Origin of the sequence: uncultured Faecalibaculum sp., assembly GCF_910588395.1 — a bacterium.
Taxonomy (GTDB): domain Bacteria; phylum Bacillota_I; class Bacilli_A; order Erysipelotrichales; family Erysipelotrichaceae; genus Faecalibaculum.
In genome coordinates, this window is the sequence record NZ_CAJUPA010000007.1 from 12234 (window position 1) to 24978 (window position 12745).

Genomic DNA, 12745 nt, shown 5'->3' on the forward strand with positions numbered 1-12745 from the left:
CCCATCCAGGGATGCCATATCGCGCCCTGCTCCAACCTGAATCCGGCTGCATCGCTTTTTTTCGCAGTTTGGAAATCTCCTGTAAAACCAAAGCGGACAGCCCCTGTTCCTGAAACCGGCAGCTGTCCGCTTCTTTTTCTGTCATGCCCTGTCAGCGGGAACCGCCATTGGCACAAACATCATTGCTTTGATTTGTATCTGCGTCTTTCTTCAGCATCCTCCGGCTGTTCTCCTCCAGGTACCCCGCGCTGTTCTTTCCATACACCGTTTGCCAGCTCAGGACCCGCTCCTTCATGCCGGCCAGATCCAGGACCCCCAGCGCGAAGCCTTTTTTCACCAGTTCCTCGGGTACATATTCGTCGTACTTCTCGAACACCGGCACTTCTCCGGGATACACAAGCTCCAGCGGATCGAATTCCTTCCTGGCTTCTTCCGCCGTGATTTCATAGAACTCCGCCTCGCTCACGGAAATCGTGAAGGTGATGTAGTACGGTCTGGTGGGACTCAGTCCCTTCAGGCCCAGCCGCTGGCCGCAGCGGATTTTCAGAAACCGTTCCAGCGCCAGAAAGGCATAGGATCCCAGCCAGGGAAACAGCACCCACATATTGCCGCCCAGGTGCACCAGGGGATGCTGCAGCATGCCGGATTTCCGGAAATTCTCCCTGGCTTCCTCCAGCCGGGCAGCGGCGTGCTTCATCAGATAGGGATAATGGGTCTGTTCACCCAGCACTTTGTACATGCGCTCCAGGATCCGGGTGTGAATGTCCCCGGCGCAGTCACCGAAATACGCCGGGATGTGCCCCTTGACATGGCGGCAGTATACCTCCCGCTTCCGGTGATCCACTTCTTCCACCAGCCACACCCGTCCTGCAATGGCGATCTTGTCTCCCACCGGAGGCGGTTTGCAGATGGTCCCCAGTTCTTCGCTTTCGGACCGCACGGCATACTCCACGTTTTCCTGAAACACCGCATAGAACTTGTAGCTGTTCGTGATCCGCTCCCCGGTCAGGCCCACGATCAGCCCGCCGTTTTCCGTCTGCGCAATGTGGTCGATTTCAATCAGATGCCGCAGCAGAATCCGGTAGTCTTCCTGGGTGATCCGGTGAAAGCACGCCAGGGGCAGCACCCGGCTGGCCAGCTCGGCAGGGGTCATCTCCCCGCAGGAGGCCAGGGTGCTCATGGTCTGGTGATACAGCAGGCTGTACGGCAGGCGGTCCATGCGGGGCGGCTCCACAAACCGGTCCTCCACATACAGCTGGATCAGGGCGATTCCCTGCACCAGGTACCAGGGCATGATCTCCGGCAGCATCGCCCGGGACTCCGGGCGGTCTTCCCGCATCACAAACCACATCTGAGACGGTTCCCCCCGCCTGCCGGTCCGGCCCATGCGCTGCAGAAACCCGGAAACGGTAAAAGGCGCATCGATCTGGAATGCCCGCTCCAGCCGCCCGATGTCAATGCCCAGCTCCAGGGTGGAGGTGGCGCAGACCGACATCAGGGAATCATCATCCTTCATTTCCTCCTCGGCGCTCTGTCTGTAGGAGACCGAGAGGTTGCCATGGTGAATCAGAAACCGGTCCGGTTCCTTTCGCTGCTCACAGTACTGCCGCAGATACTGGCACACAGACTCGCATTCCTCCCGGGAGTTCGTGAACACCAGGCACTTGCGCCCGCGCGTGTGCTCGAAAATGTATCCCAGTCCGGGATCCGCCTGAGCCGGAGCATGATCCGTGGCTGCCTCATTCTGCGCCAGGACCGGCACCCCGGCCTTCAGCTTTCCCGCATCCGCCTGGGGACCATCATTGAAGAAATGCTCCATGCTCAGCCGCCAGACTTCCCTGCCTGCCTCAAAGGACGGAATCACGCAGCCCCGGCCGCTGCCCGCCGACAGAAACTTCCCCGCCAGCCGGGGATCACCGATCGTGGCTGACAGCCCGATCCGCCGGGGAGAACAGCCCGCCAGGGCACAGAGGCGCTGGATGAGACAGAATGTCTGCAGCCCCCTGTCGCCCCGGAGCAGGGAATGAATCTCGTCAATGACCACAAACCGCAGATCCCCGAACAGAGAGGGAATCTCCATATGCTTGTTGATCATCAGCGATTCCAGGGACTCCGGCGTGATCTGCAGCACGCCGGAGGGCTTGCGCAGCAGGCGGCGTTTCTGAGACTGCGCCACATCTCCATGCCACCGGGATACCCGGATCCCGGCCCGGTCACACAACTCATTCAGCCGGCCAAACTGGTCATTGATCAGCGCCTTCAGCGGCGCGATGTACAAAACCCCCACACTCCGGGAAGGATCTTCGTCCAGCAGCGTCAGAATCGGGAAAAACGCCGCTTCGGTTTTCCCCGAAGCCGTGGACGCCGTCAGCAGCACGTTGTCATCGGTATGGAAAATCGCATCGGCTGCCGCATTCTGCACCCCGCGCAGGGAATGCCATCCGGATTCATAAATGTAGTCCTGGATAAACGGCGCATAGCGGGAAAAGGCATTCACAGGGTGAACTCCGCATAGGCATCTGTCTTCTGATCAGACACCGCTTCCGACTTCGCATAGGAAAAGTCCTCCGATTCCAGCAGACTCCGGATATCCAGCTCCGGATTCTGATACAGCAGATCCAGCAGTTCGATGAAATCCCGGATCACTTCCCGGGGCGTAATATTGGCATCTGCCCCGATCCGGCTGAATTCCAGCTGCACGAACACCGCCAGATTCTCATCCGACACCTGTTTTTCATAGTCATAGAGATCCGCATGCATGGCAGCCAGCTTCCCGCACAGCACCAGCATTTCCTCTGCATTCAGCGGATCCAGCCGGATCACCGGTGCCAGCAGATCCCGGGTTCCGGGCCGGGAGAACTTCCCTTCCGCCAGCCGGGACCGCAGCGCCTCATAGCTGTACACCCCGCGGCGCCGGTCTTCCACCGCCTGGGGTGTGGCACCCATGATGATCCCCAGATACCGGGCTTTGCCCTGCAGCGTGTCGTTGTACATCGTCAGCATCTTCTCGTAGTTGTACTGCCGGGTGATGCTGTTGGGAATCTTGTAGATATTCACCAGTTCATCGATCATGATCATCATCCCCGCATAGCCCGCCAGCCGGAAGAACACCGCAAAGAGCTTCAGATAGTCATACCAGTCATCATCCGTGATGATGATGTTCACCCCCAGCTCTTCCTTCGCCTCCCGCTTCAGACTGTATTCGCCCCGGAACCAGCGGATGACTTTCATCTTTGTCTGGTCATCCCCCTGCACATAGGCATGATAGTAGCGGGACAGCAGCGTGGCGAATTCAAATCCGTGCACCAGCTCGGACAGCTGCGCTGTCACCTCGAAAATCTTCCGGTCCACCGCTTTGGTCAGCCCGGGGTCTCCGGGCATCAGACCGCTTTCCTGAGCCGCCTGCATCTGCACCGTGCTGATCCACCGGTCCAGCACCAGGGTCAGAGCGCCGCCCTCGGGTCTGGTCTTCGTGGAGAGATTGCCGATCAGTTCCCGGTACGTGGCCAATCCCTGACCTCTGGTCCCCTGCAGCCGGCGCTCCGGCGAGAGATCCGCATCCGCCACGATGAATCCTCTGTCCATGACATAGTTCCGGATGGTCTGAATCAGAAAACTCTTCCCTGACCCGTACCGCCCCACAATGAAACGGAACGATGCGCCTCCCTCCGAAATGATGTCCACATCATGCAGCAGCGCCTGGATTTCATTTTTCCGCCCCACAGTCACATACGGCAGACCGATCCGTGGCACCACACCGCCTTTCAGGGAATTCAGCACGGTCCTGGCAATCCGCCGGGGCACTTTTCTGTTTTCAGGCATCTTTGTCTCCTCCCAGGATGGACCTCACATCCTCAATATAGTCTTCGGCCAGCAGTATGCGGTTTCCGTCACATTCCAGCGCATTGTCGCCGATCCCGTCAAACAGCGCCTCGTTGATGGCATCGGTGACCACAGCCGGCATGAGAAAGCCGGTCTGCAGCAGAGTCTGCACCCTGGCTGCATCGTCTTCCAGCAGGGCTTTCAGAATCTCCATATGCACCGCATCCAGCTGCGGCAGCGGGTTCTGTCTGCCGATGTCCGCCGGGGCAGTCGCCGCACCGGGTGCTTCAGCAGACAAAGCTTCCTCCTGCGGCTTTCCGGCAGGTGCGGATTCACCAGCAGGCAAGGGCGTTTCTGCCGCCTTTCCCGGGTTTTCCGCCGGCATTTCCCGGGCTGTTTCCTCTTCCGTGAGCAGGCTGTCCCGGGTCAGGGCTGCATCCTGCCGTATGCGTTCCAGACTGGAGAAGTCGATGCGGATGGCTGCTTTTGCGGCTTCCTGCTGCCGCTGCCGCTGGCGGATCTGTTCCTGTTCCAAAGCCTGCCGGATGACCGGTTCTGCCCAGGATTCCTCCGGGCGGGGTTTGAGTTTTCCCCGCAGGTTCAGCTGTTCCCGGATGAGCCGGTCTGCGGTCCGCAGCAGGATATGCAGGCGCTTCTGGTCAAAATACAGCGATTCATGGCGCCACTCATACCAGTTCCCTCCCTGTTTCTGCCAGGACCGGACAGTGCTGAGGACATACACTGTTTCCAGGGCAGGTTCCGGATCCAGCCAGACGGCGTTGGAAAGCGGATACCAGCCGGACCGCTTCTGCTGCCCGAAACAGGCGGTGAATTCTCCGCCGTTTTCTCCGGCAGAAGCCAGACCGCACCAGATGCGGGCCATCAGATGAATGCCCTGCCCAGTTTCTTCCCGGGCCAGAATGCTGTCGGACATCTTCTTTGGCCCGAACGTGCATAAGGCCTCAAACACATCCCGGTCTGCATAATCAGCCGGTTTCTTCAGAACTGACAGGGCATCATCCCGCTTCATGGTTTCCGGGTGGCTGCATTCCCGGACCACAGCGGGATCCAGATGATGCAGGATGGCAAAACCGCAGATCCACCGGCGCAGACTGCGCTGCAGCTCCGGTGTGCCCTGTTCTGTCAGGACATATTTCTGTTCGAATTCCCGGAGCTTCTCCAGTGCCTCTTCCGGAGTCCTGACACCCACGAGGTTCAGCAGCTCGTAGACATAGATCACAGCCACGGAGGCATCCATCCGGGGCCACTGGCCCTGGCGGACAGCCGTTCGCCAGGTGAAATAGCCCCGAAGAAGTCGCAGATTCAAATCATGGTAGACAGGGAACATGCTCCGGACATGGCCGTCCCAGGGCTGGCTGTCCCGGAAATCCGCCATGAACCGGGCCTGCCGGAGAAAATTCCGGGCTCTGTGCCCGGGCTGCCGGTCCTGATAGTCATACAGATCCATCATCCGGATCAGCCGGGCGGGAATGCTGTCTGGAGCCGGTCCGGGACTGGCTGTCCCGGCGGAAACCGGTGTATCCGCGAACACCAGCGGGGTTTCCTGGTACTGAAAAGAGGAGCTGGTACAGGCAGAGCCGGCCAGGGAAAAGGTGTATCCGGCATCCATGGTCTGAACCGCCTGATCCAGCAGCCGGAAAACGTAAGCTGCATCTGTCTGGTCTGTCATCACAATGGCGATCCAGTTTGGGCCGCTCATTCTCACCGGACGCCGGATCCAGGCAGGGTGCGGGCTGCCCAGAATTTTCGGATCTGCCCGCAGCTCACAGATTTCCCGCATTTCACCGGCTGCCTCATTCCACTGGCGGATCAGGACAGCCAGCCACTTTTCTGACCGGGGATGACAGAGAACCGAGAGGCCGGGACGGTCCGACCATCTGCATTCTTCCCTGATGCCATGCTGACTGGATGCATACTCTGTCAGATCCCGCAGATTCATTCCCGCTTCTCCTTCCACACCTTGTTCCCGCTGTTCATGTATGGTTATTTTACTGTCAACTGCCCGGGATTGAAATACCAAACTTGCGTCCGTCTGTCAGGGGTGATGAATCTGTCATATTTTCTCTGCTGCCTGCCAGTTTCGGTTGCCGGCAGCGTCAGGAAAAGCCGGATGCTGCATCCGGCTTTTCGACTCATTCAAAATCTGTACTCTCCGTCAGTCTTCTACAGAAACAGCCAGACAATGGCGCCCAGCAGCGCTCCCACGCCGGCTCCTGCCAGGAATTTGATCACGGTCTGATAGGGGCGTTTTCCCCGCTCTTCCGCCCGTTCCAGCTCGTCCAGGCTGCGCCCTTCACTGTAAGCCACCACTTCCTTGTAGGTGTGAATGTCGCTGTTCTTTTTCAGTTTCTCCACGCGCAGGGCATACCACATGGTGCAGGCATACAGGACTGCCCAGATGGCCAGCCCCCAGCCGTAGTTCCACAACAGCAGCGGCACGAAGGCCAGTACGCTGACAGCCATCAGAATGGTAAAGATCCGGGCTTCCCGGTTGAAGCTGTCCACTGCTTTCTGACTGATTTCTTTTTTCATGGTTTCCAGGTCTCCTTTGATCAGCTGGTCCCCGGATACGCCGAAGAGCTGGCTGAGAAGCAGCAGTGACTGAATGTCCGGATAGCTCTTCCCGTTCTCCCAGTTGGAAACAGTCTGGCGGGTGACATAGACTTTCTCTGCGAGATCCTTCTGGGATAATCCGGATTCTGTGCGGTGCTTTCTGATCTGCGCGGCAATTTCCATCTTCTGCTCCTTTACTGCCTGCCGGTGGTCCGTGACCTGGACCCATTGTGTCAGGCGACTGTCAGAAGCATATAGCAAATTCCATTGTCATGACCAGAAATCCTGTGTCAAAGCTCTTTGACATGCACGTTTCGGTCCATCTTTCTGTTCTTGTGTCAGAACACGCGGGTATTTGTCCAGGAATCTGAATCTCACATTCTGTTCTGGTTTTGTGCAATGAACCATGATACGGTAACCAAAAGCGCCCGGATGGTTTACCGGGCCGGAAAGAAAGGACAGAGAATGAAGAAAAAACTCGTACTGATGCGCCATGGTGAGACCGTGTTCAACCAGCGAAAACGGATCCAGGGCTGGGTGGATTCTCCGCTGACGCCTCTGGGCATCCAGCAGGCAAAACATGCGGCTGCCTGGATTGACCGGCTGGATTTTGACATTGATCACGCCTTCTGTTCCACATCGGAAAGGGCCAGTGACACGCTGGAACTGGTCACTTCCCTGCCTTATGAACGGAAAAAAGGCCTGAAGGAATGGAACTTTGGAAAGCTGGACGGAGAGCCGGAGTATCTGAATCCTCCGCTGGAGGAATATGACGCCTTCTTTCAGGCCAATGGAGGCGAAGGACGGCAGGAACTCATTGACCGCATGAATGAAACTCTGACGGAAATCATGAACCGCAGTGATGTGCAGAATGCCCTGGCTGTTTCTCACGGCGGCGCCATCCGGAACTTCCAGAAACACTGGTTCCCGGATGACAAGGCTCTGATTCCCGGAAAGCTGTATAACTGTGCAGTTCTGGTTTTCGAATATGATACGGATGCCCAGTCCTTCACGCTGCTGGACGTCTGCAACCCCAATTATCAGGGAGCAGCAGCCAGTTCAATGACCAGCTGAAATCTGGTCATTGAACCCGCTGCCCCGGAAAAAGACATGCAGCGATAAGTCCTGTTTTCGGTTGTATGCATAACCGCATAAACTCAGCGGGTTTGCTGAACAACTGCAGGTTGTGCAGCAGACTGGCTGAGACCTGTCACACACAACAGGTCCTGTTTCCATATACGCTTAAAGCAGCAGCTTAGTGTGTGATGCGATCAGCCGCGACTGATCGCATCACTGACTGGGCTCGCCCACATAATGCCATCATCCTGTGACATGGACTGAATGGAAGCCAGGACATACAGCGGTATACCCAGACCGGTGATCAGGGCATGACCATTCTGCCAGGCTTTCTCCACGCAGATCCCGGCCCCGGCCAGGGATGCCTGTGCCTGATCCGCCAGCGAGCAGATACCCTTGAAGGCATCCCCATTGGCAAGAAAATCGTCTATGAACAGCAGCCGGTCTCCCGGATCGATCAGACTCTGCTCCACACACAGTTCATATTCCCGGTTTTTCGTGAAGGAATGAACCCTGGCGGTCAAAGGACTGGTCATGGTAACCGGATGCGCTTTTTTCACAAACACCAGGGGAACCCCCAGATGCAGGGCAGCGGAATATGCCGGGGCAATGCCGCCACTTTCAATGGTGATCACCTTCGTAATGCCCTGATCCGCAAAATGCCGGGCAAAGTCTGCGCCAATGGCATCCATCAGCCGGGGATCAATGGCGTGGTTGAGAAACGAATCGGTTTTCAGCACCTGATCCGAGAGCACCGTTCCTTTTTCCTCGATGACGCGTTTCAGCAGTTCCATCCTGTTTCCTCTTTCTTTTTCTTCAGTGTACAGTCAGATGCAGGTTTTCTGCCGGACAAGCTCAATGGCTTCCTTGGCGGTGATGTGCTCTATATGCATTTTCAGCATGCACAGCGGTTTCCAGTCCCGCTCAATGTACCGCCTGCGGTTTTCCTGGTCATCATCCGGGGCATACTTTCGGGCGAGCAGCTCAATGGCTTCCCGCTTTTGGGCTTCATCTTCCATGATTTCCACAGTCCCGAAGGCAATGACACTGCGAAAGGCTGTGGTATAGCGGGAGGGCAGCACCTGGTCCTGGTCCACAACACAGAAAGAGGCCTTTGGATTGGACCGGATACAGTCCAGCTTGTGACCGGTTTTTGCACAGTGAAAGTACAGCGTGCTGCCGCTGCGGACATAACTCAGCGGGACTGCATAGGGATAGTCTCCCTCTTCAGCCAGCGCCAGCACGCCATGAGTCTGCCGGTCCAGGATTTCATCGGCTTCCTGCCGGCTCAGGGCCTGTTTCTTTCGTCTCATGTCTCTGAACATGTTATGCCTCCTGTGCGGTATCTGCCGATTCCCGCACCATTTTGTATCCTACACCAAAGCTCGTTTCGATGAACCTGTGATTCAGCTTTTTGCGCAGCATTGTCATGTACACCCGCAGGTTGGTCATGTCGGAGTTCCAGGTGCTGTTCCAGATCTGGGTGGTGAGATAGTTGCGGGTGAGCACTTTTCCCAGGTTCCGGGAAAACAGCACGAGGATTCTGTACTCCATGGGAGTCAGATGCAGCAGCTGGCCGTCCAGACGGACTTCCTGTTCATCATACCGGATTTCCAGGCCGCCGTTTCGGAAAACCGCCGCTTCCGGCAGTGTCCCTGTCTGGTCCAGCCGCCGGCAGATCACCCGGATGCGGGCCAGCAGTTCGTCCACGGAAAACGGTTTGGCCAGGTAGTCGTCGGCTCCCAGGTCCAGGGCCTGGATCTTGTCTGCGGGTTCGCTGCGGGCGGACAGCACCAGGATCGGTGCCTGGGAAAAGCTCCGGATTTTCCGGATCACCTCCAGTCCGTCCGCATCCGGCAGACCCAGGTCCAGCACCACCAGATCCGGTTTGTCGCTTAAAAACCGCGTCAGTGCTTCCTTCGCGGTTTTGGCCTGGATCAGCGGATAGTCCGAGATTTCGAACATCGTCCGCAGCAGGCTTGTCATCTGCAGGTCATCTTCCACACTCAGTATCAATGGTTTCATCCGTCTCTCCTGAACAGGGCAGCTCGATATGGAAACAGGCGCCGGGGTGTCCGTCCCTGTATTCAATGCTTCCCTGATGGGCCAGGACAATGCTGTGCACCAGCGACAGTCCCAGTCCCATGCTTCTGTAACTGTCCGATATTGTAGAGGATTTCGGGACAAAAGGCTCAAAGAGATGCTCCCGGACCTGCTGACATACCCCCGGGCCGTTGTCGCAGACATCCAGAATCACCCGGTCCTGGTCCCTTGTCCCCTGTATCCGCAGCGTGGTTCCCTTCGGCGTGTGGGCCACGGTGTTGCCAATGAGATTCACGAACATCTGCACCAGCAGCTGGCCGTCAAAGGATCCGGCACAATCCGGCGCCACGTCCACCTCCACCGGATGCTGGCGGCGTTGGGCTGCGGTGTGAAACAGTGCCTGTTCCACGGCTTCCTCCACCTCCAGATACTGGCGGTTCAGCCGGAGGGTCTCGTCATCCAGCCGGGTCAGGGACAGCAGGTTTTCCACCGTGTCCCGGAGCCAGCGGGCGTCCTGGCTGATGGCTGCAGCCAGTTTGTGCTGCTGCTGCGGTGTGCAGGAAGACCGGGTGAGCAGATCTGCACTGGCGCTGATGGTGGTCAGCGGTGTCCGCAGGTCATGGGAGATGGAGCGAAGCAGCGAGGTCTTCATCTGCTGGTGCTGGGCGTGCAGGGCTTCCCGTTCCTTCTGTCTGGCGTTTTCATTGTTTTCCAGCGCCAGGGCTGCCTGTCCCAGCAGGGACAGCACCACCACATTTTCCGGGGTGCTCAGCCCACTGCCCTCCAGGTCGATGCCCAGGACACCGAAGATGTTGTGCCGGTGCCGCACAGCCAGATACAGCCCCCGGGCGGCGCTCAGGGTGTCGGTGGAGGCCCCGGCCCGCCGGTTGTTTTTCAGCGTCCAGAGCGCCACTGCCTGTTCCCGGGTTCCAAGAAAGGGATCTGTATGCCCGGAATACACCGGCTTGCCCAGAGAACCGGCTTTGTTCTGATAGAACACCACACTGCGTCCCAGATACTCTGCGATCCGCCGGGTGATGTAGGTACAGATTTCTTCGTCTTCTTCCAGCGCCTGCAGACTCTGGCTGGCTTCATAGAGCAGGGCGCTCTGGGCTGCCGCGGCGCTGGAGGCCCGGGCCTGCTGGCGCAGCCGGATGGCCTGGCGGCTGACCACCAGGGAGATCACCAGCATGGCCGCGAAGGCCACCAGGTACCCCTTGTCAAACATCACCAGAGACAGCACGGGACTGGTGAACCGGTATCCGAACAGCAGGATGCACAGAAACCAGGTCAGCACCGCCTGCCACATCTTCCGGGCGCACAGGGCCCCGATGAGGCTGGCAAAGATGAAAATGGCCATGATGTTGGGCTGGGAAAATCCCAGCTTTCTGGCTGCCAGTGCCACAGCAAAGGCCCCGGCTGTCACCAGCAGCTGCAGGATCAGACCGGCGGCATCCTGTCCGGTCCCGAAAACCCGGTGGATCCAGGAAGGATTCTTCTTCCGTGACCTGGCGCTTTCCGGATCCGGGATGATGAAAATTTCCGATTCCGGAGCGCTGGCTGCCAGTTTCTGGGCAAAGGACGCCGGACCGAAGGCGCTTTTCCGCCCCCGGCGGCCAATGACGATTTTCGTCACATGGGTCTGCCGGGCAAAGGCGCCGATTTCCGCAGCCACATCCGATCCCCAGGCAGATTCAATGGAAGCCCCCAGCCGGTTGGCCAGCCGCAGGTTTTCCTGAAGCCGGGCGCTGTCTTCCTCTTCCATGTCCTGATCCGCGCCGGTCTGAATGTACAAAGCGGAAAACCGCGCATCAAAGGCGAATGCCATCCTGGCGGCTGACCGGATGATCCGGGCATTGGAGGGAGACGGAGACAGACACACCAGCACGTGATCCCGGGCGTGGGTTTCCGGGGCGATCCGGTTGAGGCGGTCAGCGCAGCGCCGCATGGCGATTTCCCGCAGGGCCAGCAGATTGTCCCGGGTGAAGAAGTTCTTTGCCGCCAGACCGGCCTGATCTGCGTGATAGATCTTCCCTTCCCGCAGGCGGTCCAGCAGTTCCGTCACTTCGATGTCAATGAGCTCGATTTCATCCGCCATGTCAAATACATCATCCGGAATGCGCTCCTGCACCAGGATCCCGGTGATCGCTGCCACCTGGTCGTTGAGACTTTCCAGATGCTGTACGTTCAGGGTGGTATACACATCAATTCCGTGAACCAGCAGTTCCTGAATGTCCCGGTACCGCCGGGTATGGCGGCAGCCCGTGGCATTGGTGTGGGCCAGTTCATCCACCAGGGCAATCCGCGGGGCTCTGGCAATCACCGCATCGGTGTCCATTTCCCGCAGCCGGAGTCCCCGGTAGTCCAGAACTTTGCAGTCCACCTGTTCCAGACCCCGGGCTTTCGCTGCGGTCTCCGGCCGGTCATGGGGTTCCAGATACCCGATCACCACATCCGCGCCTTTGTCCGCCGCGGCTTTTCCCGCCTCCAGCATGGCCCAGGTTTTCCCGGTGCCGGCGGCATACCCGAAAAAGATCTTCAGCCGGCCCCGTCGGGTGGCGGGGTCCGGTGTGTTTCTGTGCACTTCAGCCATAATTTCATCCTATCACAAGAGCTCTGCCATCCTGAGACAGCAGAGCTCTGTTCGTTACCGCGCCTGGTCCAGCGCCATGTTGACCCGCAGCACATTCACTGTAGGGGCTGCAAGCATCCCGGGATTCTGCGCCGCCCGGATGATTTCCTCCACCCGGGTTTCGTCAAGTCCCGTTTCCCGGGCCAGCCGTGGGACCTGCCACAAAGCTGCATCCAGGGAAAGATCCGGATCGCAGCCGGAAGCGGACCAGGTCACCAGTTCATCGGGAACATCCCCTTCGGCCTCCGGACTGGCTGCCTGCACCTTCCGGATTTCGGCGTCCCTGGCTGCCTGATATGCCGGATCCTGCACATCATGGCTGGCGGGAACACCCACCACATACCAGGTGCCATCTTCCTTCTGCGCTGTCTGCAGCTTCTGCAGGCGCCCCCAGAGATGACCTGCCGACCGGTCAGCGGTTCCCGCCAGGGTGCTGACCTGACCCGCAGCGGTCTCTGTCATGGAGCCATCCGCCTGCACCGGAAAGCACAGCCGGCTGATGCCCAGTACCGCGAAAGAGTACAGTCCCCCGCAGACCACCAGACACAGAGCCAGAAACTTCAGGCTGTCCGCAGCCTGTCTTGCATGCTGTTTCAT

At 58.5% G+C, this 12745-nt stretch carries 10 protein-coding genes; 1 reads left to right on the forward strand and 9 read right to left on the reverse strand.

The window, feature by feature from the left end:
- Positions 1 to 151 precede the first annotated feature (151 nt).
- The 4 genes from QZ305_RS03000 to QZ305_RS03015 form a co-directional block, all read right to left on the reverse strand.
- On the reverse strand, positions 152 to 2497 hold the full coding sequence (locus QZ305_RS03000; RefSeq protein ID WP_294730004.1) for a DEAD/DEAH box helicase: 2346 nt from the start codon (positions 2495 to 2497) through the stop codon (positions 152 to 154).
- A complete protein-coding gene (locus tag QZ305_RS03005) occupies positions 2494 to 3822 on the reverse strand; it encodes an ATP-binding protein (RefSeq protein ID WP_294730005.1) in 1329 nt (442 codons plus the stop codon). The genes QZ305_RS03000 and QZ305_RS03005 overlap by 4 nt, the downstream gene beginning before the upstream one ends.
- On the reverse strand, positions 3815 to 5782 hold the full coding sequence (locus QZ305_RS03010) for a TerB N-terminal domain-containing protein (protein WP_294730006.1): 1968 nt from the start codon (positions 5780 to 5782) through the stop codon (positions 3815 to 3817). The genes QZ305_RS03005 and QZ305_RS03010 overlap by 8 nt, the downstream gene beginning before the upstream one ends.
- Before the next feature lie 224 nt (positions 5783 to 6006).
- Positions 6007 to 6579, reverse strand: coding sequence for a helix-turn-helix domain-containing protein (locus QZ305_RS03015; RefSeq protein ID WP_294730007.1), 573 nt, complete (start codon positions 6577 to 6579; stop codon positions 6007 to 6009).
- Positions 6580 to 6861: 282 nt separating this feature from the next.
- Here QZ305_RS03015 and QZ305_RS03020 point away from each other — a divergent pair, with 282 nt between their 5' ends.
- On the forward strand, positions 6862 to 7470 hold the full coding sequence (locus tag QZ305_RS03020; RefSeq protein WP_294730008.1) for a histidine phosphatase family protein: 609 nt from the start codon (positions 6862 to 6864) through the stop codon (positions 7468 to 7470).
- A 197-nt stretch (positions 7471 to 7667) separates the two neighbouring features.
- Here QZ305_RS03020 and xpt read toward each other — a convergent pair whose 3' ends face one another.
- The 5 genes from xpt to QZ305_RS03045 are packed head-to-tail and all read right to left on the reverse strand — an operon-like array spanning position 7668 to position 12745.
- Positions 7668 to 8267 (reverse strand): xanthine phosphoribosyltransferase, encoded by a 600-nt coding sequence (gene xpt, locus QZ305_RS03025; RefSeq protein ID WP_294730009.1) that lies wholly within the window; start codon positions 8265 to 8267, stop codon positions 7668 to 7670.
- 33 nt (positions 8268 to 8300) lie between these two features.
- The gene (locus QZ305_RS03030) at positions 8301 to 8798 is read right to left on the reverse strand and encodes a pyridoxamine 5'-phosphate oxidase family protein (protein ID WP_294730010.1); all 498 of its coding nucleotides are present in this window, start codon (positions 8796 to 8798) and stop codon (positions 8301 to 8303) included.
- A 1-nt stretch (position 8799) separates the two neighbouring features.
- On the reverse strand, positions 8800 to 9498 hold the full coding sequence (locus tag QZ305_RS03035; protein ID WP_294730011.1) for a response regulator transcription factor: 699 nt from the start codon (positions 9496 to 9498) through the stop codon (positions 8800 to 8802).
- The gene (locus QZ305_RS03040; protein ID WP_294730013.1) at positions 9467 to 12109 is read right to left on the reverse strand and encodes a sensor histidine kinase KdpD; all 2643 of its coding nucleotides are present in this window, start codon (positions 12107 to 12109) and stop codon (positions 9467 to 9469) included. The genes QZ305_RS03035 and QZ305_RS03040 overlap by 32 nt, the downstream gene beginning before the upstream one ends.
- A gap of 54 nt (positions 12110 to 12163) precedes the next feature.
- Positions 12164 to 12745 (reverse strand): potassium-transporting ATPase subunit C, encoded by a 582-nt coding sequence (locus QZ305_RS03045; RefSeq protein WP_294730014.1) that lies wholly within the window; start codon positions 12743 to 12745, stop codon positions 12164 to 12166.